The organism is Mycobacteroides chelonae (assembly GCF_016767715.1).
GTDB classification, from domain to species: Bacteria; Actinomycetota; Actinomycetes; order Mycobacteriales; family Mycobacteriaceae; genus Mycobacterium; species Mycobacterium gwanakae.
The window spans coordinates 4,297,114-4,322,638 of record NZ_CP050145.1 but is presented as its reverse complement, the minus strand read 5'-3'; the positions used below and the strand labels follow the sequence as shown (position 1 = coordinate 4,322,638).

General features: G+C 64.0%; 26 protein-coding genes. 14 read left to right on the top strand and 12 right to left on the bottom strand.

Features of this window, described 5'->3' with window-relative positions; translation table 11 throughout:
• Window positions 1-75: 75 nt before the first annotated feature.
• Genes HBA99_RS21325 through dtd form a run of 5 tightly spaced genes read left to right on the top strand, consistent with a single transcriptional unit; the run spans window position 76 to window position 4,948 of the window.
• Window positions 76-1,248: a hypothetical protein gene (locus tag HBA99_RS21325; RefSeq protein WP_070923073.1), complete on the top strand. Its 1,173-nt coding sequence runs from the start codon at window positions 76-78 to the stop codon at window positions 1,246-1,248.
• Window positions 1,248-2,033 (top strand): SDR family oxidoreductase, encoded by a 786-nt coding sequence (locus HBA99_RS21320; RefSeq protein WP_070951999.1) that lies wholly within the window; start codon window positions 1,248-1,250, stop codon window positions 2,031-2,033. Before HBA99_RS21325 ends, HBA99_RS21320 begins: the two co-directional genes overlap by 1 nt.
• 17 nt (window positions 2,034-2,050) lie before the next feature.
• Complete coding sequence (locus tag HBA99_RS21315; RefSeq protein WP_057964333.1) at window positions 2,051-3,214, top strand: sulfotransferase family protein; 1,164 nt, start codon at window positions 2,051-2,053, stop codon at window positions 3,212-3,214.
• The gene (locus HBA99_RS21310) at window positions 3,211-4,515 is read left to right on the top strand and encodes an FAD/NAD(P)-binding protein (RefSeq protein ID WP_070952000.1); all 1,305 of its coding nucleotides are present in this window, start codon (window positions 3,211-3,213) and stop codon (window positions 4,513-4,515) included. The genes HBA99_RS21315 and HBA99_RS21310 overlap by 4 nt, the downstream gene beginning before the upstream one ends.
• Window position 4,516: 1 nt before the next feature.
• A complete protein-coding gene (gene dtd, locus HBA99_RS21305) occupies window positions 4,517-4,948 on the top strand; it encodes a D-aminoacyl-tRNA deacylase (protein WP_057968127.1) in 432 nt (143 codons plus the stop codon).
• A 1-nt stretch (window position 4,949) separates the two neighbouring features.
• Here the strand turns inward: dtd and HBA99_RS21300 are convergent, their stop codons facing one another.
• Window positions 4,950-5,390 carry a hypothetical protein gene (locus HBA99_RS21300; protein ID WP_081343043.1) on the bottom strand — a complete coding sequence of 147 codons (441 nt, stop codon included), beginning with the start codon at window positions 5,388-5,390 and terminating at the stop codon, window positions 4,950-4,952.
• A gap of 52 nt (window positions 5,391-5,442) precedes the next feature.
• Entirely contained in the window at window positions 5,443-6,642 is a 1,200-nt protein-coding gene (locus HBA99_RS21295) for a 3-ketosteroid-9-alpha-monooxygenase, oxygenase component (RefSeq protein ID WP_057968125.1), read from the bottom strand.
• Between the two features lie 140 nt (window positions 6,643-6,782).
• Between HBA99_RS21295 and HBA99_RS21290 the strand changes: the two genes are divergently transcribed.
• A complete protein-coding gene (locus HBA99_RS21290; RefSeq protein WP_057964336.1) occupies window positions 6,783-7,304 on the top strand; it encodes a gamma carbonic anhydrase family protein in 522 nt (173 codons plus the stop codon).
• 3 nt (window positions 7,305-7,307) lie between these two features.
• On the opposite strand, the gene HBA99_RS21285 is transcribed toward HBA99_RS21290, so the two are convergent.
• Window positions 7,308-7,778 (bottom strand): nitroreductase family deazaflavin-dependent oxidoreductase, encoded by a 471-nt coding sequence (locus tag HBA99_RS21285; RefSeq protein ID WP_070932655.1) that lies wholly within the window; start codon window positions 7,776-7,778, stop codon window positions 7,308-7,310.
• Window positions 7,779-7,901: 123 nt separating this feature from the next.
• Here HBA99_RS21285 and HBA99_RS21280 point away from each other — a divergent pair, with 123 nt between their 5' ends.
• Window positions 7,902-9,248, top strand: coding sequence for an FAD-dependent oxidoreductase (locus HBA99_RS21280; protein WP_030096315.1), 1,347 nt, complete (start codon window positions 7,902-7,904; stop codon window positions 9,246-9,248).
• A 61-nt stretch (window positions 9,249-9,309) separates the two neighbouring features.
• Here HBA99_RS21280 and HBA99_RS21275 read toward each other — a convergent pair whose 3' ends face one another.
• The 4 genes from HBA99_RS21275 to HBA99_RS21260 are packed head-to-tail and all read right to left on the bottom strand — an operon-like array spanning window position 9,310 to window position 12,957.
• Window positions 9,310-9,711 (bottom strand): nuclear transport factor 2 family protein, encoded by a 402-nt coding sequence (locus HBA99_RS21275; RefSeq protein WP_070950583.1) that lies wholly within the window; start codon window positions 9,709-9,711, stop codon window positions 9,310-9,312.
• Entirely contained in the window at window positions 9,708-10,898 is a 1,191-nt protein-coding gene (locus HBA99_RS21270) for a thiolase domain-containing protein (RefSeq protein ID WP_109418689.1), read from the bottom strand. Before HBA99_RS21270 ends, HBA99_RS21275 begins: the two co-directional genes overlap by 4 nt.
• Before the next feature lie 2 nt (window positions 10,899-10,900).
• Entirely contained in the window at window positions 10,901-11,968 is a 1,068-nt protein-coding gene (locus tag HBA99_RS21265; protein ID WP_057968121.1) for a thiolase domain-containing protein, read from the bottom strand.
• Window positions 11,968-12,957 carry a Zn-ribbon domain-containing OB-fold protein gene (locus HBA99_RS21260; RefSeq protein ID WP_109394557.1) on the bottom strand — a complete coding sequence of 330 codons (990 nt, stop codon included), beginning with the start codon at window positions 12,955-12,957 and terminating at the stop codon, window positions 11,968-11,970. The genes HBA99_RS21265 and HBA99_RS21260 overlap by 1 nt, the downstream gene beginning before the upstream one ends.
• 77 nt (window positions 12,958-13,034) lie before the next feature.
• On the opposite strand from HBA99_RS21260, the gene HBA99_RS21255 reads away from it, so the two are divergent.
• Window positions 13,035-14,066 (top strand): LLM class F420-dependent oxidoreductase, encoded by a 1,032-nt coding sequence (locus HBA99_RS21255; protein ID WP_070952430.1) that lies wholly within the window; start codon window positions 13,035-13,037, stop codon window positions 14,064-14,066.
• On the opposite strand, the gene HBA99_RS21250 is transcribed toward HBA99_RS21255, so the two are convergent.
• Both HBA99_RS21250 and HBA99_RS21245 read right to left on the bottom strand, forming a co-directional pair.
• Window positions 14,063-14,692 carry an LON peptidase substrate-binding domain-containing protein gene (locus HBA99_RS21250; RefSeq protein WP_078353962.1) on the bottom strand — a complete coding sequence of 210 codons (630 nt, stop codon included), beginning with the start codon at window positions 14,690-14,692 and terminating at the stop codon, window positions 14,063-14,065. The genes HBA99_RS21255 and HBA99_RS21250 overlap by 4 nt on opposite strands.
• Window positions 14,693-14,707: 15 nt before the next feature.
• Complete coding sequence (locus HBA99_RS21245) at window positions 14,708-15,517, bottom strand: crotonase/enoyl-CoA hydratase family protein (protein WP_030096322.1); 810 nt, start codon at window positions 15,515-15,517, stop codon at window positions 14,708-14,710.
• A gap of 53 nt (window positions 15,518-15,570) precedes the next feature.
• Between HBA99_RS21245 and HBA99_RS21240 the strand changes: the two genes are divergently transcribed.
• Window positions 15,571-17,223: an acyl-CoA synthetase gene (locus tag HBA99_RS21240; RefSeq protein WP_070932662.1), complete on the top strand. Its 1,653-nt coding sequence runs from the start codon at window positions 15,571-15,573 to the stop codon at window positions 17,221-17,223.
• Window positions 17,224-17,226: 3 nt separating this feature from the next.
• Entirely contained in the window at window positions 17,227-18,342 is a 1,116-nt protein-coding gene (locus HBA99_RS21235) for an NAD(P)H-dependent flavin oxidoreductase (RefSeq protein ID WP_057968119.1), read from the top strand.
• Between the two features lie 84 nt (window positions 18,343-18,426).
• Here the strand turns inward: HBA99_RS21235 and HBA99_RS21230 are convergent, their stop codons facing one another.
• From HBA99_RS21230 to HBA99_RS21220, 3 genes are read right to left on the bottom strand one after another with little or no spacing between them, the layout of a single operon-like run.
• Window positions 18,427-19,932, bottom strand: coding sequence for a long-chain-fatty-acid--CoA ligase (locus HBA99_RS21230; protein WP_070950585.1), 1,506 nt, complete (start codon window positions 19,930-19,932; stop codon window positions 18,427-18,429).
• 9 nt (window positions 19,933-19,941) lie between these two features.
• Window positions 19,942-21,039: an acyl-CoA dehydrogenase family protein gene (locus HBA99_RS21225; RefSeq protein ID WP_070932666.1), complete on the bottom strand. Its 1,098-nt coding sequence runs from the start codon at window positions 21,037-21,039 to the stop codon at window positions 19,942-19,944.
• Window positions 21,040-21,055: 16 nt separating this feature from the next.
• The gene (locus HBA99_RS21220) at window positions 21,056-22,234 is read right to left on the bottom strand and encodes an acyl-CoA dehydrogenase family protein (protein WP_057968116.1); all 1,179 of its coding nucleotides are present in this window, start codon (window positions 22,232-22,234) and stop codon (window positions 21,056-21,058) included.
• A 228-nt stretch (window positions 22,235-22,462) separates the two neighbouring features.
• Here HBA99_RS21220 and HBA99_RS21215 point away from each other — a divergent pair, with 228 nt between their 5' ends.
• From HBA99_RS21215 to HBA99_RS21200, 4 genes are all read left to right on the top strand, one after another.
• A complete protein-coding gene (locus HBA99_RS21215) occupies window positions 22,463-22,654 on the top strand; it encodes a ferredoxin (RefSeq protein WP_030096329.1) in 192 nt (63 codons plus the stop codon).
• Between the two features lie 94 nt (window positions 22,655-22,748).
• Window positions 22,749-23,654, top strand: coding sequence for a 3-oxoacyl-ACP reductase (locus tag HBA99_RS21210; protein WP_057968115.1), 906 nt, complete (start codon window positions 22,749-22,751; stop codon window positions 23,652-23,654).
• Window positions 23,655-23,890: 236 nt separating this feature from the next.
• Complete coding sequence (locus tag HBA99_RS21205) at window positions 23,891-24,658, top strand: MlaE family ABC transporter permease (RefSeq protein ID WP_057968114.1); 768 nt, start codon at window positions 23,891-23,893, stop codon at window positions 24,656-24,658.
• A 53-nt stretch (window positions 24,659-24,711) separates the two neighbouring features.
• Window positions 24,712-25,518, top strand: coding sequence for an MlaE family ABC transporter permease (locus HBA99_RS21200; RefSeq protein ID WP_057968142.1), 807 nt, complete (start codon window positions 24,712-24,714; stop codon window positions 25,516-25,518).
• Window positions 25,519-25,525 lie beyond the last annotated feature (7 nt).

Sequence of the window (25,525 nt, the reverse complement as noted above, 5' to 3'; positions counted from 1 at the left end):
CGTACCTGGCAGGGCGCTCTAATGTCTGGAGGGATTCTACCACTGCGGTACACATTTGTACCAGTCAGGAGCGCCATGTACAGCGAGGCATTCACGGCCGCGATCGCGGAAGCCGAGGAGCTGATTGTCGCCGCACCCCATATCGACACCGAGGCCGACCTGCTCGAGGGGCTTCAGTATCTGGCGCAGGGGATTGCGGCCTGTACGCACATGGCGTTTCACACCGACCGCGATCACCCATTTCTTCTCTCCGGCACGGGGCCATTCACGAAAATGGGATTGGACAACCCCGACACTCTCTACTTCGGCGCGCGGGTCAACGGCGAGTTCGAGTATGTGGTCACCGGAACGCGCGGCACCACTGCGGATTTGAGCTTTCAGGTGCTCGGCGGCGGTGAGTACACCGACAAGAACGTGCCGGGAAGCGCCATCGCCTTCGACGATCGCGAAATCCACATCGAGAGCGACGGCAGCTTCGAAGTCCGTTTCGGCCCCGGACCGGCAAGTGAGTCGCGGCCCAACTACTTCACCCTCGGACCGGGACCTGCACAGCTGGTCATGCGTGAGGTGTACAGCGACTGGCGTGCACAGCGCGGCACCCTCGCCATCGCACGGGTGGACACCGCGGGCACCGCACCGGCCCCGCTGACCAAGGAACAGATCGAAAAACGTTACGCCAGTGCTGGTAAGCAGCTGGTGAACCGAGTCAAGACGTGGCTGCAATTCCCCAAATGGTTCTACGACAATCTGCCCGTCAACACCATGACGGAGCCGCGACTCACGCCCGGCGGTCTGGCCACCCAGTTCTCCTCGGTGGGGCACTATGACCTGGCCGACGACCAGGCGATGATCATCACCGTCCCCAAATCCGATGCGCCGTATCAGGGTTTTCAGCTCGGAAGCCTGTGGTACATCTCGCTCGACTACATCAACCATCAGACCTCGCTGAACTCCAGTCAGGCTCAGGTTGACCCGGATGGCAACATCAGGATGGTGGTGAGTAATGCCAATCCTGGTATCACCAACTGGATTGAGACACTGGGGCATCGTCGTGCATACCTCCAGTTCCGGTGGCAGCGGGCCGATCGTCCGCTTACGGCCGCCGACGGCCCGAAGGTCGAGGTGGTCGCGATCGGTGATGTCCCCGCGAAATTGCCGCATTACGCGCTGAATCAGATCGACGCGGAGGGCTGGCGTAGTCGAATTGCCGAGCGTCAGAACGCCATCGGGGCAAGGATGTTGGGCTGATGAGTCTCCTCGACTTTGACGGCAAGGTCGTCGTGGTGTCCGGTATCGGCCCGGGACTGGGCGGTGCGCTGGCCACCAAGTTTGCCGCGGCCGGTGCCGATGTGGTCCTCGCGGCACGCACCCAGTCACGCCTCGATGAGGTGGCTGAGCAGATCACCGCGACCGGGCGCAAAGCCCTTGCGGTGGCCACGGATATCACTGATGAGGCCAGCGTCGCCAACCTCGTCGAACGTGCCACCGAAACGTTCGGAAGCATCGACATCCTTGTCAACAACGCCTTTAGCATTCCTTCGATGAAGTCTCTGGAGAAGACCGACTATCAGCATATTCGCGATAGCGTCGAACTCACGGTGGTCGGTACGCTGAGGCTGACGCAGGGCTTTGCGGGCGCGCTCGCCCGATCGAACGGGGCGGTCGTCAACATCAACTCGATGGTCATCCGGCACTCGCAGATTCGTTACGGCAGTTACAAGATCGCCAAGTCCGCGCTGCTGGCCATGTCCCAATCATTGGCCACAGAATTGGGGCCACAGGGAGTTCGGGTGAACTCGGTGGTACCCGGATACATGTGGGGTGAGAACCTCAAGGGCTACTTCGAGCACCAGGCCAAGAAGTACGGCGGCACCGTCGAGCAGATTTACGAATACACGGCCGCGAACTCCGATCTCAAACGGCTACCGACCACCGATGAGGTGGCCAATGCCGTGCTGTTCCTTGCGTCCAACCTGGCGAGCGGAATCACCGGCCAGGCCCTCGATGTCAACTGCGGCGAGTTCCACGCTTAGCCACAAGGAGAATCCACATGAGTCTTGAATCAAACACCGAGCGCACCAGCGTCGGCACCGTCGACGATTTGCACGAGTCGGCCACCCGGCTGATCGGACTGGACGACTTCGGGGACGGGTCCGTCGACAACTACCGTGAAGCGCTCGGGGTGCTGCTCGACTCCTATCACAGCGAAGCCGGGCTGACCCCGTTGGGCTCCAAGATGTCTCGGGTGTTCCTGCGTGGTGCGTTGGGTGCACGGTTACTCAGCGAAGCGGCCTTCAAGGCGCACCCCGACCATGCGCAGGTCGCCATCGATCGGCCCATCTTTGTCACCGGACTACCGCGCACGGGCACCACCGCGCTGCACCGCCTCCTGAACGCCGATCCGATGCATCAGGGGCTGGAGATGTGGCTGGCCGACTTCCCGCAGCCTCGACCGGCGCGCGATACCTGGGATTCCAATCCGGTGTACCAACAGCTGGAGGCGCAGTTCTCCAAGCATCACGTGGAGAACCCGGAATTCATGGGCCTGCATTACATGTCGGCCACCGAGGTCGAGGAATGCTGGCAGCTTCTGCGGCAGTCGGTGCACTCGGTTTCGTATGAATGTCTTGCGCACGTGCCCTCCTACGCGCAGTGGTTGTCGCAGCAGGACTGGACCCCGGCCTACCGCCGCTATAAGGCCAACTTGCAGCTGATCGGTCTCAACGACATCGAAAAGCGTTGGGTGCTTAAGAATCCGAGTCATCTTTTCGCCCTTGATGCGCTCATGGAGGTGTACCCCGATGCCTTGGTCATCCAGACACATCGCCCTGCCGAGACCATCATTGCCTCGGTCTGCTCGCTCAACGAGCATGCGACGGCAGGTTGGTCGCAGACCTTTGTCGGTGCCACCCTCGGCGCCGATCAGCTGGATACCTGGGCTCGTGGTCTGGAGTCGTTCAAGTCCGCGCGCACAAAGTACGACGAGGCGCAATTCTGCGATGTCGACTACTTCGACTTCATCTCCGATCCGATCGGCACCGTTGAATCCATCTACCGGCACTTTGGATTGGAGCTGTCGGCGTCCGCTCTGGTGGAGATGCAGAAGATGAACGACGAGAGTCAAAAGGGCCCGCGCGCACCCAAGCATGTCTACTCGCTTGCCGACTATGGGCTGAGTAAGGAAGCGGTGATGGAGCGCTTCGCGGGGCTGTGACCCGTATCGCCGTAGTGGGCGCCGGCGCGGCGGGAACGCTTGTCGCCCTGCATCTACTGCAGCACGCAGCCACCGGGACGCTACATCTGACACTGATCGATCCCGATAGGAGGACCGGGCCGGGAGTGCCCTATCGCACCGCGGATCCGCGTCATCTTCTCAACGTTCCGGCGGGCAAGCTCAGTGTCACTGCTGCCGAGCCGGCAGATTTCGTTGCCTGGCTTGCTGAAAACGGCTTACCAGAGGCGAGCCCCGAGGATTTCGTTCCGCGAGAACTGTTCGGACGTTACCTCTCCAGTGCATTCGAAGGAGCACGCGGTGATCGCGTGACTCGGGTCCATTACCGCGCCGTCGCGGTGGCTCGGCACGCCGGCGGGCTCTCGGTTGCTTTATGCAATGGCGACGAGGTGCACGCCGACACCGTGGTGCTGGCGGCCGGGCCGAATACCCCCGGAACCTCCTGGGCGCCAGACTGGTTGCGGCGCAGTGCGCTCTTTGTGAGTGATCCCTGGCGCGCAGGTGTGCTCGACAACCTTCCCGAGGACGGCGACCTGCTTCTGGTCGGAACCGGTCTGACGATGGCCGACCTGGCCTGCACGCTGCGACGGCCGGGCCGAATCCTGCATGCGATATCCCGTGGTGGGCTGCTCCCGCGAGCACATCGACTAGATCCACACCCTCCGGCGCGGGTTCCAGCGTTCGTTGTTGAGCGCGGCGACGTCTTGGAGCAGGCCGTGCGTTACGTCCGGGACGTGATATCCGAGGGCGCCGACATGTGTGCGGCCGTGGATGCGCTGCGCCCCCACGTCGGCGCGTTGTGGGCGGGTATGAGTATGGGTGAACGCGAGTGTTTCCTGCGAAAATATCGCAGGCTGTGGGACATTCACCGCCATCGGATGGCGCCGCGCACTGCTGCTCAGATCGACGGGGATACCGCAGACGGTGCGTTACGTGTTCATCGTGCGGAACTGCAGGACGTTGTTGCGTCGGATTCCGGGGTCGCCGTGACGTTGTCGACAGGGCAGGTTCTCCACGTGCGCGCAGTGATCAATTGCACCGGGCCGCAATACGATCTCACCGCCGGTGCCGATCGGTTGTGGAACCAACTCCTTGCCGACGGCCTGGCGCGACCCGGCCCACTGAACCTCGGGTTGGATACCGATACCGATGGAAGGCTGCTGCCTGGGGTGGTGCCGATGTGGGCAATAGGGCCACTGAGGCGTGGAAATCTCTGGGAAACAACGGCATTCGCGGAGATTCGAGCACAGGCGGAAAAACTGGCAGCGCTGATAGGGTCGTAGCGTGCGTGTTCTGGTGCAGCGGGTCACGTCGGCGACAGTGTCCGTCGAGGGGGAGGTGGTCGGTGCGATCCGCCCCGAAGGCCAGGGGTTGTTGGCCCTGGTGGGTGTCACCCATGACGACGATGCCCAGACGGCCGCGCAACTCGCGGAAAAACTGTGGCGACTGCGCATCCTCGATGAGGAGAAGTCGGCCGCCGACGTCGGTGCCCCGGTACTGGTGGTCAGTCAGTTCACGTTGTATGCCAACACGAAGAAGGGGCGTCGTCCCGCATGGAATGCCGCGGCACCGGGAAGTGTCGCCGAACCTATCGTGACGGCATTCGCGGACGCACTGCGCAATCTCGGCGCACAGGTGGAAGCCGGGATTTTCGGGGCGCACATGCAGGTTGAACTGATCAACGACGGCCCGGTGACCGTGCTGCTGGAGCTCTAGCTCACCCGTCCCCGGGTGGGGGCGCCGTGCAGATCGGGTCGAGGCACCCCTCGGCGACGGCATGCGCGATGCTGTCGGACAGACGCGGGCACCCGCGCACCCGCGCGGTGTTGGTGCCCTCCTCGCGCATCTGTGCGAAGTAGGCGCAGCGTCCGGCTGCTTCGGTATTCCATTGCACCGCGGTGTGATTGATGCCCAGCTTCTTGACCATTACCGAGCCGTGGCAGAACCGGCAGTCGACCTCCTGCAGGCCGGAGGTCAGATACCGCTGTTTATCGCTCTCGGTCGCCTCGTGCAGAAGCGCGGCCTGCTCCGGGTTGTGTTCGAATGCGGGAGCCTTCGACCAATGGCCGTTCGGCCTGCCGGATCCAGCGGATTCGTGAGCCTCGTCTTCCCCGTGGGCGCCATGTAAAGCCAGCATCGACTGAGCCAGCTCTTCCACGGAAGGTGGGCTGGTGTTGGCCTCAGTCGATGCTGAAACTTCCGTCATCGCACTAGCTTTGCGTCGCCTCGGCGGGAGCTTCGGCCTCGGCTTGAGCTTCTGCGGAAGCCTTTTCGTCCGCTTGCCGCTTCAGGTTTTCGTCGACCTCGCCGTGCCAGAATTCGTTGGCCTTGGTGGTGTCGATTTCGAGTTCGAATCGGTCGGTCATTTCCGGAGTGACGTCGGCCTTGTCGACGTAGAACTGCGAGTACCACCGGCGCATCTGGTAGACGGCGCCGTCCTCCTCGACCAGCAGCGGGTTGTCGATACGGGTCTTGTTCTTCCAGATCTCTACGTCCTGCAGGAAGCCTTGTCCCACACCCTTGGTCATGGCGCGCGAGAGCTTGCCGGTCATCTTCTCGTCCATGCCCTCGGGCTTCTGCACGATGACGCCGTACTGCAGCACGAAGGAATTCTGGTCGATCGGGTAGTGGCAGTTGATCAGGATTGACTCGGCCTTGTAGCCGCCATAGTTGTTGTGCAGCCAGTTGATCATGAAGGAAGGCCCGAAGTACGAGGCTTCCGAATCGAGGATCTGCTCGCCGGTGTACTGCGAGGAACCACCGAGCTGCACATCGGGACGGCCAACGGTGCGCAGGTACTGCGAGGCGATGTGCCCCTCGAAGACATTCTTGAAGAACGTTGGGAATCCGAAGTGGATGTAGTAGAAGTGCGCCATATCGGTGACGTTGTCCACGATTTCGCGGCAGTTGGAACCTTCGATGACGATGGTGTTCCAGTCCCAGGTGGTCCAGCCGTCGTCGGCGAACTCCGGAACTTCCGGAATCTCCACATCATCCGTCGGGCCGTTGCCCTCGGCGTCATGCCAGACGAAGAGCAGGCCGCTCTTGACGTCGGTGGTCCAGCTGCGGGTGCGGGCCAGCTTGGGGGTGCGCTTGGCGTAGGGCACCAGCTTGCACTTGCCGTCGCCGCCCCAGCGCCAGTCGTGGAACGGGCAGGCGACGTTGTCGCCCTTGATGCTGCCCTGGGAGAGGTCGCCGCCCATGTGACGGCAGTATCCGTCGAGGACCTTGATATCGCCCTGAGTGTCGGCGAATACGACCAGCTTGGTGCCGAACGCGTCGATGGCGTGCGGCTCTCCGTCCCTGAACGATTCTGCGACGCCCAGGCAGTGCCAACCACGGGCATAGCGCGTGGGAAGCTCGCCGACGTCGATCTCGCGAACGCCGATTCCTGCGGTATCTGTGCTCATGGCGGGGCTGCCTCCAGTGTTTCGATGCTGGTCGCTGTGGCGACCATCTTCAACTAGAACATGTTACAGTTTTGGCCCCCCGGGGCGCAAGAAATGTGCCTGCCACAAGCGCAAATAAGCCCCTTGGCTAGGGTCTGCGCATGCCTTTGTACTCACTCGACGGAAAAAGCCCGAGCGTCCACCCTGAGGCGTTCGTCGCGCCGACCGCCTGTCTCATCGGGGATGTCACGGTGGAAGCCGGCGCTTCGATCTGGTTCAACACGGTCATCCGCGCCGATTACGCGCCGATTGTGATCCGGGCGGGCGCCAACATCCAGGACGGGTCGGTGCTGCACAGCGATCCGGGGATGCCGGTCGATATCGGTGAGGGAGCCACGGTGGCGCACATGTGCCTGGTGCACAGCTGCACCGTGGGTGACGGCGCCCTGATCGGAAATCACGCGACGGTGCTCGACGGCGCCTCCATCGGCTCGCGCAGCATGGTGGCCGCGGGTTCGTTGGTACTCGGCGGCAGCCAAATCCCCGAGGACGTGCTGGTGATGGGCTCGCCCGCCAAGGTCAAGGGGCCCGTCGCGGGCACCCCCGCGGAGTTCCTCACCAAGGGCGTTCCCGCCGCCTACCAGGCGCTGGGGAAGCGCTACCTGGACGGTTTGGACACGTAACCGCTATGGCCTGCTCAGCTGCAGGCAGTCGGGCACGTTGAATACCCGCTGCATCCGCAGTTCCTTGGCGGGCAGCTGGGTACGCACTTCGGCGGTGCGGACCACGCGTGGGTTGGTAAGGCGCAGAGTTTCCCCGGCCCGGACCAGCTCGGCCCCGCCCCGTGCGATGACATTGCGAACCCAGTCGGCGTTCGCGCCGTACGGCAAGAGGATGAGCACGGTGTTCTCGTGTGTGTCGAAGGCCTCGACGGGGGTCTCGTAGGCACGTCCGCTGTTCCTGCCGGTGTGGTGGATGACCGCTGTTGACGTGGATGCGGTACCGGCGGTTGTCATCACTCTGGGGTTGGTCACGGCGCGATTGAACCGGCGGACCGCGTTGAGTATCGCGGGGATCTGCATCCGGATACCGACTACGAGCAGTGCGAATAGGGCGAGCGGAACTGCGACGAGGATGAGGATGAGCGCGATGAGCACGCGTTCAGGCTACTGAGATGCGATCGGGAGTGTGACCAGGATCTCTGGACGTGCGTCCCACTTTCTTCGGAATTATTTTTAGGCTTGCCTTACCTAATCAATGTCCGAATCAAAGGGGATGGCATGAGGAAGATCCGAGTCGCGGTTATCGGCGCAGGTCCGGCCGGTATCTACGCCGCCGATATCCTCACCAAGGAGTACGAGCAGGCGCAGGTCGATGTGTTCGATCGACTGCCCGCGCCCTATGGCTTGGTGCGTTACGGCGTGGCTCCCGATCATCCCCGCATCAAGGAGATCATCAAGGCGCTGCGCCGGGTGCTCTCGCGCGACGAGATCCGGTTCATCGGCAATGTCCACTACGGCACCGACATCAAGCTCTCGGATCTGCGGCGCTTCTACGACGCGGTGATCTTCTCGACCGGCGCGCGCGCCGACCGTGACCTCGACATCCCCGGTATCGACCTTCCGGAAAGCTATGGCGCCGCCGATTTCGTCTCCTGGTACGACGGTCACCCCGATGTACCGCGGGACTGGCCGCTGACGGCCAAGAGCGTCGCGGTGCTGGGAGCCGGGAATGTGGCCCTGGATATCGCGCGCATGCTGGCCAAGCCTGCCGACGAACAGCTCAGCACCGAGATCCCCGACAACGTCTATCAGGGCCTGGCGCTCAACCAGGCCACTGACGTACACGTCTTCGCGCGGCGCGGTCCGGCGCAGATCAAGTTCAGCCCCATGGAGTTTCGCGAGCTGTCCCACTCGCCGAGTGTGGATGTCATCGTGCACCCAGAGGGATTTGAGATCGACGAGGGCAGCCAGCAAGCCATCAATTCCAGTAAGGCCACCAAGCTCGTCGTCGACACCATGATGAAGTACCTGGACACCGAGCCCACCGGCGCGCCGCATCGCATCCACATCCACCTGTGCCAGTCGCCGGCGGCTGTGCTGGGGATCGATCGGGTCGAAGCCCTGCGCACCGAGCGCACCGAGCTCATCGGCGACGGAACTGTCAGGGGAACAGGCGAATACACCGACTGGCCGGTGCAGGCGGTCTACCGCGCGGTCGGCTACATCTCCTCGCACCTGGCGGACCTGCCGTTCGACCACCACGCCGGGGTTGTTCCGCACGACGCCGGACGGGTGCTCGATATCGACGGAATCCCGGTCGAATCGACCTACGTCACGGGCTGGGTCAAGCGCGGGCCCGTGGGATTGATCGGACACACTAAATCCGATGCAGCCGAGACGATTTCCAGCCTGCTTGCAGACCTCCCGGGTATTCAACCCGCCGAAATCTCCGACCCCGATGCGGTTTTCGCGCATCTACGGGGAAGCGGGATTGACTACACCACGTGGGAGGAGTGGGAACGGCTCGATGCTCACGAGGTAGCCCTCGGCGAGGAGCAGGGTCGCGAACGCATCAAAGTGGTACCGCGCGAGGAGATGATCAGCGCCGGTCGCCAGGCCTCTTAGCGCGAAGACATAAAGGCCCCCGTCGCCGCGAGCGCGGGGGTCTTTATGTGGTTCGGCGGAGTCAGACCTTCTTGGCGGTCCCCGCCACCTTGTCGAACTCCCAGTACGCACGCAACACGACGAGCTTGCCCTCGTCATTGGCCTCGTAGGTGAACACACCCTCGGCCGTCATCTGGTAACCGTTCATCGTGGTGACGATCCGGCCCACGTTGGCCTGATGTGTGCCGCAGTCGTAGGTGGCGTCGAAGATGAAATCCAGGTTCTCGGTGGGCGCAATGATGTTGTCCCAGAAAGCCGCAATGGCCTGCTTGCCGCGATGCCCCTTGCCCTCGGGATCGAACAGCGACGGACCCACCGGATCCTGCACTACGCCGTCGTCGGCGAAGTTGTCGACCCAGGCCTGCTTGTCGCGGGCTTCGACGGCTGCGCGGGAACGCTTGCCCGCTTCATCTGCGAGGCTCATGCTGTCTGCACCTCCGGCTTCTCGGAGCCAACCACCCACATCGAGTAGTACTGGGAACCACCGCCATACGCGTGGCCCAGCGCCTTCTTGGCGCCTGGTACCTGATGATCGCCGGCCTTGCCCATCACCTGGATGGCGGCCTCCGCGAACCGGATGAGGCCCGAGGCCCCAATCGGATTCGAGGAGAGCACGCCGCCGGAGGCGTTGACGGGGATCCGGCCACCAATGGCGGTCTCGCCGGCCTGGGTCAGTTTCCAGCCCTCACCCTCGGCCGCGAATCCCAGGTTCTCCAGCCACATCGGCTCGAACCACGAGAACGGCACGTAGATCTCTGCGGCGTCGATTTCGTCGATCGGGCTGGTGATTCCCGCGTCACGCCACAATGCCGCCGCGGCGTCGCGTCCTGCCTGCGGATTCACCCGGTCGCGCCCGGTGTAGTCGAGCGGCTCGGTGCGCAGCGCGGTGGCATGCACCCACGCGACCGTATGGCCGTCGGCGATACGGCGATCGGCGGTTTCTTCGTCTCCCACCACGATTGCGCATGCGCCGTCCGAGGACGGGCAGGTCTCGTCGAAGCGGATCGGGTCCCACAACATCGGAGAGGCCATCACCTTCTCGACGGTGATATCCGGCTGGTGAAGGTGTGCCAATGGGTTCTTCGCCGCGTTGAGCCGGTCCTTGACCGCGACGATCGCTCCGGTGTCTAGCGGAGCCTTGGAGCGTTCGATGTATGCGCGCACATGTGGAGCGAAGTAGCCGCCCGCACCCGCGCCCACGGGCACCGAGAAGGGCACCGGAATCGACAACGCCCACATGGCATTCGACTCCGATTGCTTCTCCCAGGCCAGTGCCAGCACACGGCGGTACTTGCCCGACTGCACCAGGCTGGCCGCGACCACGCCGGTGGAGCCGCCGACCGAACCGGCGGTGTGCACCCGGATCATGGGCTTTCCGGTCGCGCCGATCGCGTCCGCCATGAAGAGCTCGGGCATCATGACGCCCTCGAAGAAGTCGGGGGCCTTACCCACTACGACGGCGTCGATATCGTCCCAGCCGACACCCGCATCGGTCATTGCCCGGTCAATCGCTTCGCGGACAAGACCATTCATGGAGACGTCCTGGCGCTTGGCCACGTACTTGGTCTGCCCGGTGCCGATCACAGCAGCAAGGTTTTTTGATGCACCCACGATTACTTACCCTCCAGCACCGCGACGAGGTTCTGCTGAAGTACGGGCCCGCTGGTCGCGTGGGCCAGCACCCTTCCTGCCGAACCATTCCAGATATGTTGTGCGGCAAAGCCGATCCGCTCCAGCCCGGCCGAGAACATCGGGTTGGCCACCAGGGTGCCGCCCGAAGGGTTGACGGTCGTGGAGTCCTTGAGGCCAATGGCTTCGGCGAGGATCAGCTGCTGATGGCTGAACGGTGCGTACAACTCGGCCACCTCGATGGAGCCGGGGTCGCCGCCGGTCGCGGCGGCCGCGGAGGCAGCCGTGGACGGCGAGGTGGTCAGATCTCGGGCACCGAGTATCGGCGTCTCGATCCGATGTTCGAATCCGGTAATCCACGCTGGGTTTTCGCGTAGCTCGCGGGCGCGGTCACCAGAGGCCAGCACCATGATCGAGGCGCCATCGGATATCGGCGCGATGTCGTGCTTGTGCAGGGGATCGGCGAAGTACTCGCGCGCCAGCAGCTCGTCGACGCTCGAGGCCGGGGCCTCGGAATCCACGCGCTGGGCGCGGCCGAGGGCGTCGAGGGCAACCTGTGCCATCTGCTCCTTGGTCCACTTCCCCGAATCCAGGCCGACCCGCGCCTGCAGCGCCGCCAACGACACCGAATCGGGCCATAGCGGAGCGACGGTGTACGGATCGGTCTGCAGGGCAAGGGCTCTGCGCAGGGTGCCGGCGGAGGACTTCCCGAATCCGTAGACGAGTGCGGTCTCCACCTGCCCGGTGAGGATCTTGATGTAGGCCTCGTACAGCGCCCACGCCGCGTCCATCTCCACATGAGACTCGTTGATGGGCGGCACCGCACCGATCGAGTCGATCGCCGAGATGAACGAGAAGGCACGACCGGCCAGGTAATCGGATGATCCCGAGCACCAGAAGCCGATATCGGACTTGGTGATTCCGAGGTCGGCGTAGATCTCCCGGAAACAGGGCACCAGCATCTCGACACCGTTGGTGGTGCCCTCGGTGCTGCGTACGTGAGGGGAGTGGGCGAAGCCCACAACTGCTACTGCGGGGGCAGCGGAACTCATCAGATCCGGTCCTTGTAGGTCTCGTAGTCGGCGTCGGGCTCACCGGTGGGGCGGAAGTACTGGATATTGTCGATCCCGTATCCCCACTCCTCCTTGGGCTTCCACACGGCCTCGACTCGCATACCCATGCGGACATCCGCCGGATCGATGTCGTAGACGAGGTGCAGGAACGGAATATCGGCACCGTCGAGTAACACATATGCGGCCACATACGGCGGCTTGATGCGCTGCCCGGGGAAGGGGATGTTGATGATCGCGAAGGTGGTGACGACGCCCTTATCGGCCACTTCCACCAGGTCCGAGGTGGGCTCACCGGTCAGCGGATCGGCCCCACGCGCCGGGAAGTACACACGTCCACCGGCGCCGGTGCGGCCGCCGAGCAGCTTGCCCTCGGCCAGCGCGCGCAGATAGGCGCTCTCCTCCGGTGAGGTGATGTGCTGAACTTCCAGCCGGATCGGGGTGACCTGCATGGTCACCGGCTCCTGATCTGGTGCGGGCGCGGGCACGTCGACCGGACGGTCTCCGAGTGCGAAGTAGGCGATGTCGGTGATCGCGCCGACGGTCTCATCGGCCCATACCGCGTGCACGCGGGCACCGGTCTCGATACCGGCGGAGCCCGCATCCCCTGCGTCGACGGCGTGCAGCAGCGCGGTGTCGGCACCGTCGAGCTTGATGAGTGCCCAGGCGAACGGTTTGGCCAGCGGCTGGCCCTCGAGCGGCTCGGGCTGCCAGGACCACGACTGGACCGTGCCGACACTCGACACCGGCACCACCTCGGTCAGGGGTGCGTAGGTCACCGGGTCGTACTCGGCCGCCGGTACGTGAACCCTGCCGTCGCTGCCGCGGGTGCCGACGATCTGCCGATCGCGCAGGGCGGTGAAGAACTTGGAGAGGGTCGGTCCCACCGAACGGGTGTAATCAAAAGACAGTTCGAGGGGTGCCGTCAGGAGGGGCAATTGCCCGGTTGTGCTGCTTTGGCTGACTGTCACACCTCCGAGTAGAACAAGTTCTAGTTTTTTTCGCAAGGGTGGTGGTCGCGGCATATCCCGCCGGTTACAGTCGGGCCATGAAATTCGGATTGCAGCTGGGGTACTGGTCGGCCTCCCCGCCGGAGAACGCGCCCGAACTGGTGGCCGCCGCCGAGGAGGGCGGATTCGACGCCGTCTTCACGGCTGAGGCCTGGGGTTCCGACGCGTACACCCCGTTGGCCTGGTGGGGGTCGGACACCAGCCGAATCAGGTTGGGTACCTCGGTGATTCAGCTCTCGGCGCGAACACCCACGGCCTGTGCCATGGCGGCCCTGACGCTGGATCACCTCTCCGGTGGCCGCCATATCCTGGGGCTGGGCGTATCCGGGCCGCAGGTGGTGGAGGGCTGGTACGGACAACCATTCCCCAAACCTCTGGCCCGCACCCGCGAGTACATCGACATCATCAGGCAGGTATTGGCTCGCGAGGCGCCCGTACGCAGCGACGGCCCGCACTATCCGCTGCCGCTGGCCGGGGACAAGGCCACCGGGCTGGGCAAGCCGCTCAAGCCGATCGTGCATCCGCTGCGTGCCGATATCCCCATCTTCCTCGGGGCCGAGGGCCCGAAGAATGTGGCGTTGACCGCTGAGATCGCCGACGGCTGGCTGTCCATGTTCTATGCGCCGCGGCTCGCCGACATGTACAACGAATGGCTCGACGAGGGCTTCTCGCGTCCCGGCGCCCGGCGCAGCCGCAAGGACTTCGAGATCGCCGCTACCGCGCAGGTGATCGTCACCGACGACCGCCGCTCGGTGCTCGACCAGCTGAAGCCGTTCTCCGCCTTGTATATCGGGGGCATGGGCGCGGTCGAACTCAACTTCCACGCCGAGGTGTATCGGCGCATGGGTTACGGCGAGGTGGTTGATGAGGTCACCGAGCTGTTCCGCACCAACCGCAAGGACAAGGCGGCCGAAGTGATTCCGGATGAGTTGGTGCTCGACACCACCATCGTAGGAACCGAGGCCGAGGTACGTGAGCAGATCAAGACCTGGGAGGCCGCGGGGGTCACCATGCTGGTGGTCGGTTGCCGCAGTGTCGCGCACGTCAAACAGCTGGCGGCGCTGACCTAAACCTCGCGGAAGTCGAGCATTGCGGTGACGGTGTCGACGGCCTCATTCAGTGCGTGAAACCGCGTCTCCAACGTCGGTGCTGCCAGCACGGCGTGCCGATCGGCCTGACCCATGGGCACTCGAGATGCCAACGCGTACAGCCGCTTTTCGGCGCCGCTGGGCAGCCCGGTGGCGATGGACCACCGGCGGGGCAGGCGCACCTGTTGTGCGGTCGCGACCCGGCGCAGCAGGTTCTCGATACGTGCCTGCACCTCGTTGAGGGCACTCAACGGCAGCACCCGCTCATCGAGCTCGTCGGGCCACGGTTCGGTCTCGGCACGCGGATACGGATCGTCGTCGAGCCACCGGTTGATGCGGATTCGATGCGCGCCCTCACAACGCAACGCGAAGCGCTCCGCGCCGAGGGACTCGCAGTCCAGGACGCGGACCGCGGTGCCGACGTCGTGGCGGACGTCTCCGCCACCCACCTCTCTGCCGCGAGCGATCAGAACGGTGCCGAAGGTACGGTCGGCGGCCATCACGTCCCGGACCAGGGCGACGTAGCGCGGCTCGAAGATACGCAGCGGCAGGGGCTCACCCGGCAGCAGCACCGACTGCAGCGGGAACATGGGCGTCACGCCGCCCACACTATGTGGGCCGGTCTAGGTACCGGTGAAGTTGGGGGCGCGCTTCTCGGCGAAGGCGCGGGGGCCTTCCTTGGCGTCGTTACTGGTGAAGACCCCGATGCCGACCTTGGTGTCGGCCTTGAAGGCCTCGTTCTCGTGCAGGCCTTCCGAATCGCGGATGGTCTTGAGGACCGCTTGCACCGCCAGGGGTCCGTTCGCGGCGATCATGTTCGCAAGCTCCAGGGCCTTGTCCAGTGCCTGGCCGTCGGGGACGACGTGGCCGATGAGCCCGATTTCCTTGGCTTCCGGGGCCTTGAGGTGCCGGCCGGTGAGCAGGATGTCGCAGGCGACCGTGTACGGGATCTGGCGGGGGAGGCGCACGGCCGACCCGCCCATCGGGTACAGGCTCCACTTCACCTCGGAGACACCGAATTTGGCGCTCTCACCCGCGACGCGGATATCGGTAGCCTGCAGGATTTCGGTGCCGCCGGCGATCGCGGGGCCCTCGACGGCCGCGATCAGCGGCTTGGTCAGGCGCCGGCCCTTGAGCAGACCGGGGATGACGGACGGGTCGTAGCTGCCGTCGGAGAACTGGTCGCCCGGGGCGCGCTTGTTCATGGCCTTGAGGTCCGCTCCGGCGCAGAAGTACCCGCCTGCACCGGTCAGGATGCAGACGCGAACGTCGGGATCATTGTCGACGCGGTCCCAGGCCTGCGTCATGATTTCCAGCATTTCCCCGGACAGGGCGTTGCGTGCGTGCGGACGATTCATCGTCACGATGAGGACGTGATCGCGGAGTTCCACTAGGGCGTGCGGGGCGTCCTGTTCGGTCACTGTGTCCGTCATGAGGCTCCTTCATTGGGCCGGGGCTTGTCTAAAAATGTAACACGTTCTAATTTATGGACATGGCCCTTAACATTGCCGACCTCATTGAGCATGCAATCGACACTATGCCCGATCGTGTTGCCATCATTTCCGGTGACCGAAAGCTGACGTACGCAGAGCTTGAGGAACAGTCCAACCGGCTGGGGCACTATCTGCAGAGCCAGGGCGTGGGCCCCGGCGACAAGGTCGGCCTGTACTGCCGCAACGGCATCGAGATCGTCGTAGCGCTGACGGCCATCGTCAAGATCCGCGCGATCTCGGTCAACGTGAATTACCGGTACGTCGAGGCCGAGTTGCACTACCTGTTCGAGAACTCCGATATGGCGGCCCTGGTGCATGAGCGCCGGTATGCGGACAAGGTCGCGAACGTCCTGCCGAGCACCCCGAACGTCAAGACCGCGATCGTGGTGGAAGATGGCGCGGACGGGTCGTTTGACTCGTACGGCGGCGTCACGTTCGCAGATGCGCTGGCGCAGGGATCTCCGGAACGTGATTTCGCCGAGCGCAGCCCCGACGACATCTTCCTGATCTACACCGGCGGCACCACCGGCTTCCCCAAGGGTGTGATGTGGCGGCACGAGGACATCTACCGCTCGCTGTTCGGCGGGATCAACTATGTCACCGGCGAGTACATCGAGGGTGAGTGGGACCTGGCCAAGCAGGGAGCCGAGGCCGCTCCATTCATCGGTTTCCCGATCCCACCGATGATCCACGGCGCCACCCAGGCCGCGACCTTCATGGCCCTGTTCCAGGGGCGCACCACGGTGCTCGCGCCCGAGTTCAACCCCGAAGAGGTGTGGGAACTCATCGAGAAGCACAAGATCAACATGCTGTTCTTCGCCGGCGACGCGATCGGGCGACCGCTGATCGACGCGTTGGATACCGAGGTGGGCCGCGCCCGCGATCTGTCCTCGCTGTGGGTGTTGGCCAGCAGTGCCGCACTGTTCTCGCAGACGGTCAAGGAGCGGTACCTGGAACTGCTGCCCAACCGGGTGATCACCGATGCGATCGGCGCCTCCGAGACCGGTACCGGCGGGTTGTCCACCGTTACCAAGGGGCAGATGCATCCGGGTGGCCCAACCGTGAAGATCAGTTCCACCACAACGGTTCTCGACGAGGAAGGCAATCCGATCCAGCCCGGTTCCGGGGTGCGGGGTCTCATCGCCAAGAGTGGGCACATCCCGGTCGGATACTTCAAGGACGAGAAGAAGACCGCCGAGACGTTCAAGACGTTCAACGGTGTGCGGTACGCGATCCCTGGTGACTGGGCGACCGTCGAAGCGGACGGCACTGTCACCATGCTGGGTCGCGGATCGGTGTCGATCAACACCGGCGGCGAGAAGGTGTTCCCTGAGGAAGTCGAGAGCGTCCTGAAGGGCCACCCCGCCGTGTTCGACGCGGTTGTCGTCGGTGTGCCCGACGAGAAGTGGGGTCAGCATGTGGGCGCTGTCGTCGCGGTGCGTCCCGGCGTGGAGCTCACCTTCGAAGAACTGGACACCCATGCGCGCAAGGAGATTGCCGGATACAAGGTGCCGCGCAGCGTCTGGATTGTGGACACCGTCAAGCGCAATCCTGCGGGCAAGGCCGACTACCGCTGGGCCAAAGAAGTCTCGGAAACCGAGAAGGTGGACCTCGTGAACACCAAGCACGTCAACACGGGAGCCTGAGCCATGCATACCGACCTTTGTGAGCGGTTCGGAATCCGCTATCCGATATTCGGTTTTACGCCCTCGGAGAAGGTCGCCGCAGCCATCACCCGCGCGGGCGGGATGGGTGTGCTGGGGTGTGTCCGCTTCAACGATCCCGACGAGTTGGACGCCGTTCTGAATTGGATGGATGAGAACACCGACGGCAAGCCCTACGGTGTCGACATCGTGATGCCGGCCAAGGTGCCCACCGAGGGCACTGCGGTAGACATCGACAAACTGATTCCGCAGGGGCACAAGGATTTCGTCGAGAAGACTCTTGCCGACCTGGGCGTGCCCCCACTGCCGGGCGAACGTGAGTCGGCGGGGGTGCTGGGCTGGCTGCATTCGGTGGCCCGCTCACATGTGGAGGTCGCGCTCAAGCATCCGATCAAGCTGATTGCCAATGCGCTCGGCTCCCCGCCCAAGGACGTGATCGACCAGGCGCACGAGCACGGCGTGCCGGTCGCCGCGCTGGCGGGGAAGGCCGAACACGCCAAACGGCATGTCGAGAACGGTGTCGATATCGTTGTGGCCCAAGGCTATGAGGCCGGTGGACATACCGGCGATGTGGCATCCATGGTGCTCTGGCCCGAGATCGTGGATGCCCTCGACGGCAGCGCCCCGGTGCTGGCGGCCGGTGGTATCGGCAGCGGCAGACAGGCCGCGGCAGCCCTGGCGCTCGGTGCCTCGGGTGTGTGGACCGGCTCCATCTGGCTGACCGCCGCCGAGTATGACCTTGGAAGCGTTACCAGCGGTGGCGATTCCGTGGTGCAGCAGGCGCTGTTGAAGGCGACCTCCAGCGACACCGTGCGCACCCGCATCTACACCGGAAAGCCCGCGCGACTGCTGAAGACCAAGTGGACTCAGGCCTGGGATGCCGAGGGTGCGCCCACGCCGCTGCCGATGCCGCTACAGAACATTCTGGTGAGCGGGGCGCACGAGCGGATGAATCGTGCGCATGACCCGGAGACTGTCTGCTTCCCCGCGGGGCAGATTGTCGGGCGGATGAACGAGATTCGGCCTACCTCCGAGATCGTGGCCGACCTGGTGGCCGGTTTCGAGAGCGCTGTCGACAAGCTGAACCAGATCCGCGGCTAGCTCTGCCCGCCGCTCTCCTAGCCGCCGAGTGTGCGGATAGTGTCGAGTATCAGCGAGATTTCGACCAGATCCGCACACTGGGCGTCAGGGCTGAATGTAGGTGCTCCCGGAGAGCCGCCACAGCGGGTCGCTGGTTTCCAACGCCTCGGCCGACAGCTGCCGCTTGATCACCTTGAATGTCGCGGTACGCGGGAGATCGGTGCTTATGCGGACGAATGACGGCCACTGTTTGGGCCCGAGATCCTCTTGTGCGGAGAGGAACTCACCCAGCTTCGATGCCTCGAACCCGTTACGTACGATCAGGGCCGCCATGACACGATCTCCGACGGTGGGATCTGGAATGCCATAGATGGCAACCTCGGTGATATCCGGATGGCGCAGCAGCACGCGCTCGATGGGGGCGGTGCCCAGGTTCTCGCCGTCGACCCGCAGCCAATCGCCCAGGCGTCCGGCGAAGTACACGAACCCGTTTTCGTCGGCATAGGCGAGGTCGCCGCTGCGGTACTTGCCCTCGACCATGCGCTCGGCATCGGCCTCTGCGTTCTTGTAATAGCCGGTGAATCGTCCGGGGCCGGTCACATTCACCAGCTCGCCGGTGGCCTCCTCGGCATTGACCACCTTGCCGCTCTGGTCGAAAACCGCAGGGGGGCAAGGCTGTCCGGTCTGGACGTTCAGAATCTGAACGTCGGGGGTCAGGGGGCCTATCGCACCGGGCGGCGTCCCCGGCGCCCAGCCCAGCGCTACCCCGCCCTCGGTCGACCCGAACCCGTCCACCACAAAGGCGCCGAATCGCTTGGCGAATCGGTCGGTATCGCCGGCAGCCGCCTCGTTGCCGTACATGAACTTCAACGGGTTCTCGGCGTCATCGGGCCGTTCCGGTGTCGCCAGCACATACGACATCGGCTTACCGACGTAGTTGGCATACGTCGCCCCGTATCGGCGGACATCGTTGAGGAATCCCGATGCGGAGAAGCGGCGGCGCAACGCAATCGACGCACCGGCGGCGACGGCCACCGACCAGCCCGCGAGCACCGCATTGGAATGGAACATCGGCATCGAGAGATAACAGACATCTGTGGGACCGAGACCAAAGCGCGAGGACAGCATGACCCCCGCCGAGGCCACCTTGGCATGGGTGATCTGGACGGCCTTGGGGTCTCCGCTGGTGCCCGAGGTGAAGATGAGCATGAACAGTTCATCCGGTCGCACATCGGTGATCTCGATCAGTGGATGTTGTGGGTCGACAACGGTTTCGGATTCGTCCGTGATGATGAATTGGCAGTCGGCGAGCTCGACATCACGCTGCAAAGCCGATCCGCGCCGTGTCGAATTCAAGCCCACCAGCACCAGGCCACCTAGTGCGGCCGCGGAAAGGAGTCGCGCGAACCCGGGGGTGTTCTCCAGGATCACACCGACATGCGGCGGCTTCGACGGGTCCAAGCGTGCGCGCAATACCGATGCCAGGCGGCGGCTTTCGGCCACATGATCACGCCACGACGTGAACGAACCCTCGAAATGCAGCCCCCGGTCCTCAACATCGGCCAGGTTCGCCAGCAGCTGCGTGACCGTTGTGCTCTCCGGCGTGCCCACAACCAGATACTAGGCAGGTGTATCGGCGAGTTCGCGGCCGATGCGGCGCAGTTGCTCCGTCGCGCTGCCCGAAGCGAACTCGCCGCGCTTGGCGGCCAGGAAGTAGCGGTGCACCGGATGGTCCTCGTCGATACCCACGCCGCCGTGCACGTGGACTGCGGTGTGTGCGACGCGGTGGCCGGCATCGGAGGCCCAGAACTTGGCCGTGGCGACGTCGACATCGGCGGGGAGATCTTCGGAGACCCGCCATGCTGCCTGCCACAGGGTGAGGCGCAGACCCTTGACGTCGATGTAGCCGTCGGCCAGCCGCTGAGCCACCGCCTGGAAGCCACCGATCGGCTTGCCGAACTGCTCGCGGGTGCGCGCGTAGTCGGCGGTCAGCTCCAGCGCCCGCTCCAGAACGCCAAGTTGATAGGCGCTGTGCCCCAGAGATTCCCGCAGCCGCAGCCACTCCACGACCTCGACGCCGCCGACCTTGCGGTCAGCAGGAACGGGAACCTCGGAGAGAATCAGCTCAGCGGAGCTGTCTTTGCCGGTGGTGTGCAATGTCTCCTGAGTGACGCCGGGATCGTCGGCAGCCACGAGAAAGACCGCGACACCGTTTTCGGTCTCGGCAGGTACCAGGTACGCGTCGGCCTCGACGCCGAACGGCACCAGGACCCGATTGCCGGTCAGCACGTGACCGGCGCCCTCGGCCCGGGCAGCGACGGGCCCCTCGCCCGGTTCGCCGTCGAGCGCGATGGTCAGCACCTTCTTACCGGCGACAGCCGGTGCAGCCCAATCATTCTGCAGTGCTTCGGAACCGAACGCGGCGAGCGCTCCAGCCGCCAGTACCACCGACTCCAGGTACGGAACCGCGGCGAGTTCGCGGCCCAGTTCGACGAGAATCGACGACTGCTCCAGCACGCCGAATCCGCCGCCGCCCAACGATTCGGGCGCCGCGGTCGAGAGGATGTCGGCCTCGACGAGCTTGGTCCACAGCTGCCAGTCGAATCGGCTGTCCTGCTTGTCGAGCTCCTTCTGGCGCTCCGGAGTGCTGATCGCCGACGCGATGGTACGGGTCAGGCCGGCAAGGTCGGTCTGTGCCTCGGTCAGGGAGAAATCCATTGCAGTGCAGTCCCTTCTAGCGTGTCGCCGCAGGCTGGCCGAGTGCAGTCATCGCGATGATGTCGCGCTGAACCTCGTTGGTGCCGCCGCCGAATGTGAGGATCAAGCAGGCCCGGTGCATCCGCTCGACGCGTCCGCGTAGCTGCGCACCGGGGGAGTCCTGACGCAGTGTCGCCGCCGTCCCGAGTACCTCCATGAGGAGTCGGTAGGCCTCGGTGGCCAACTCGGTGCCGAAGACCTTCGTGGCGGAGGCATCGGCGGGGGAGGGAGCGGCATCGGTGGCGGAGGCCAGCTCCCAGTTGATCAGCTTGAGGTATTCGACCTTGGCATGCACGCGCGCCAGGTTCAGCTGAACCCATTCGGCGTCGATGATCCGGCCGCCGGGGCCCTTGGTGTTCTGTGCCCACTCGCGTACCTCGCGCAGTGCGGTGATGATCGGCGCCGAGGAGACCAGGGCCACCCGCTCGTGATTGAGCTGGTTGGTCACCAGCTTCCAGCCCGCGTTCTCCTCACCGACTCGGCTCGTCACCGGGACACGCACATCCTGGTAATAGGTAGCGCTCGTGCCGGGCCCGGCCATGGTGCGGACCTTGGTGTACGAGAAGCCCTCCGCGGTGGTGGGCACGATGAGCATGGAGATACCGCGATGCTTCTTTACTTCTGTGTTGGTACGCACCGCCAGCCAGATGTAGTCGGCGTACTCGATGAGGCTGGTCCACATCTTCTGGCCGTTGATGATGTAGTCGTCGCCGTCACGAACAGCCGAGGTGCGCAGTGAGGCGAGGTCGGTACCGGCGCCAGGCTCGGAGTATCCGATGGAGAAGTGCAGCTTGCCCGCCGCGATCTTCGGCAGGAAGAACTTCTTCTGCTCATCGGTGCCGAAGTGCATGATCGTCGGCGCGACGCTGTTGATGGTCAGGAACGGCACGGGGGCGCCGGCGATCGCGGCCTCGTCGGTGAAGATCAGCTGATCCATCACCGAGCGGTCCTGGCCGCCGAATTCCTTGGGCCAGCCCAGAGCGAGCCAGCCGTCGGCACCCATCTGTTCCACGGTCTCGCGGTAGACGTTGCCGCTGCCGTACTCACCCTGATTGGACGCCAAGGCCTCGCGCCGCTCCGGGGTCAGCAGTTTGTCGAAGTACGCGCGTAGCTCGCGGCGCAGCTCTTCCTGCTCGGGCGTGTAGGCGATATGCATGTGTGACCTCCGCTGCCGTGGCCCTCAGGTGTGACCCACGTTGACACAAGAGTTGTAACACGTTCTAGTCTAGGGAGTCCAGACGCGGCGCCACGACACAAACCCAGCCCAGAGATCCTGGCGTCACCAGGGTTGTGTCGTGGGTCACGTGTCGTAGTCTGGCGATACAGCCCAAATAGACGATGACGTCGGCTCGCCGAGTCATTTAGCGCCGGAAAGAGGTTTCCAATGCGTGTCGGTGTAATTCCTGACCGTTGTGAAGGCAACTTGGTGTGTCTCGGGATCGCTCCAGAGGTATTCGACGTCGATGACGACGACTATGTCGTCATCCTGCAGGAGGAAGTACCGGCCGATCAGGAAGATCTGGTCGAACAGGCGATCGCGGAGTGCCCGCGTGCCGCTTTGATTCGCAAAGACTAGAGGCATTCGTAAATCACCGGCCTACTTCGCGTTCGGCGAAGCGGTGTCGGCGTGATTCGGTGCGTCGATTGCATGGGACTGAAGGGAAATCACTATGAGCGCGATTGCTGATGCCGACCTGAGTGGCCGCGTCGCCATTGTCACCGGAGCCGCGGCGGGGCTCGGCCGCGCCGAGGCCATCGGGCTGGCCCGGTCCGGAGCGACGGTCATTGTCAACGACATCGCACCTGCCCTGGAGGGCAGCGATGTGCTCGACGAGATCGCCGCGGTGGGCGCCAAGGGCGTGACCGTCGCCGGTGACATCGGTGAGCGCTCTACCGCCGACGAGCTGATCTCCACCGCCGAATCGCTCGGTGGGCTGCACGTCGTGGTCAACAACGCTGGCATCACCCGGGATCGGATGCTCTTCAACATGTCGGACGAGGAGTTCGACGCCGTCATCCACGTGCACCTGCGCGGCCACTTCCTGCTGACCCGCAACGCCGCCACCTACTGGCGCGGAGCGTCGAAGGCGGCCGGTGCCCCTGTCTACGGCCGCCTCATCAATACGTCGTCTGAGGCCGGTCTCCTCGGGCCGGAGGGGCAGGCCAACTACGGCGCTGCCAAAGCCGGTATCACCGCCCTCACGTTGTCGGCCGCACGCGCCCTCGGTCGATACGGGGTGCGGGCCAACGCCATCGCCCCGCGCGCCCGCACCGCGATGACGGCCGACGTTTTTGGTGACGCGCCCGAGGATTCCATTGATCCGCTTTCCCCTGAGCATGTCGTGACCCTGGTGCGGTACTTGGCCTCGCCCGCAGCGGAAGCAGTTAACGGTCAGCTGTTCATTGTTTACGGACCCACCGTCACCTTGTTGGCGGCGCCTACTGTGGAGGCGAAGTTCACTGCGGATTCGGACGCGTGGGATCCGTCGGCACTGAATTCGGCCCTGGCTGATTTCTTTGCTGGACACGATCCGAAGCGCACATTTTCGGCGACCGCACTGATGGTCGAGGAGTAAAGAGCAACGAGGGCGAGGGTGTGAATTTAATAGAACGAGTTCTAGTTATCGCATCAAACCCGCAGGACAAAGTGGACACGGCGTGCGATTTGTCTATTCGTACATGAATTGACACTAAGAATTTTTTCTCGTTAGTATGGTGCGCCTCACAGTGTGGTAGGTACACGCCGATCGTTAACCGGTTCTTTTGGGGCGAGACTCCGGCGGTACCGGGATGCGTGAGACAGGAGTAAAGGTTGAAGCAGCAGCTCGCGGCGCCCGCACGCGCCGTCGGCGGCTTCGTCTCCATGTCATTGGCCACGTTCCGCAACATCTTCCGCCGCCCGTTCCAAGGGCAGGAATTCCTGGATCAGACCTGGTTCATCGCGCGGGTCTCATTGCTGCCGACGCTCCTGGTGGCCATTCCCTTCACCGTGCTGGTGGCGTTCACTCTGAATATCCTGCTGCGCGAGATCGGCGCCGCGGACCTGTCGGGTGCAGCCACGGCGTTCGGCACGGTGACCCAGCTGGGCCCGGTGGTTACCGTGCTCGTCGTCGCGGGCGCCGGCGCCACGGCGATCTGCGCGGATTTGGGCGCCCGCACCATTCGCGAGGAGATCGACGCGATGCAGGTGCTGGGTATCGATCCGATCCAGCGGCTCGTGGTTCCGCGCGTGCTGGCCTCGACCTTTGTCGCGCTGCTGCTCAACGGCCTGGTCTGTGCCATCGGTATGGTCGGCGGCTACGTATTCTCGGTGTTCCTGCAGGGTGTCAATCCCGGCGCCTTCATCAACGGTCTTACGGTGCTCACCGGCCTCGGCGAGCTGATGATCTCGGAGATCAAGGCCTTCCTGTTCGGCATCTTCGCCGGACTTGTCGGCTGTTATCGCGGGCTCACCGTCAAGGGCGGCCCCAAGGGCGTCGGCGATGCGGTCAACGAGACCGTCGTCTACTCCTTCATTTGTTTGTTCGTCATCAACGTGGTCATGACGGCCATCGGTGTGCGGGTCCTGGTGAAGCACTAGTGACCGGACCGTATCTTTCGACGCACACCGTCACCTCCTATACCGTTCGGTATATGCGTGGTCTGGGACGCTCGTTCGACAAATTCGGTGAGCAGGCTCTTTTCTACGCGCAGTCACTGAGTTACATCCCCGCAGCACTGACGAAGTACCGCAAGGAAACCATCCGGGTGCTTGCCGAGATCACCATGGGCACCGGTGCCCTGGTGATGATCGGCGGAACCGTGGGTGTCGCGGTTTTCCTGACTCTCGCCTCCGGTGGCGTCATCGCGGTACAGGGTTACTCGTCGCTGGGCAATATCGGTATCGAGGCACTTACCGGCTTCCTGTCCGCCTTCCTCAATGTGCGCATCATCGCGCCGGTGGTGGCGGGTATCGCAATGGCGGCGACTATCGGCGCCGGAACCACCGCCCAACTGGGCGCCATGCGTGTCGCTGAGGAGATCGACGCGCTGGAAACCATGGCAGTGCACGCGGTTTCGTATCTCGTGTCCACCCGTCTGGTGGCGGGGCTCATCGCCATCATCCCGCTGTACTCGCTATCGGTGCTGGCGGCGTTCTTCGCCTCCCGCGCGACCACCGTGATGATCAATGGTCAGTCCCCGGGTGTGTACGACCACTACTTCAACACCTTCTTGGTGCCCACCGATCTGCTGTGGTCGTTCTTGCAGGCGATCGTCATGTCAGTGGTCGTGATGCTCGTACACACCAACTACGGATTCAACGCCTCCGGCGGACCGGTGGGTGTCGGTGTCGCCGTCGGTCAGGCCGTGCGCACCTCCCTGATCGTGGTTGTGCTTGTCACTCTGTTCATCTCACTTGCCGTCTACGGCGGGTCCGGCCACTTCAATCTCTCGGGCTAAGGATCAC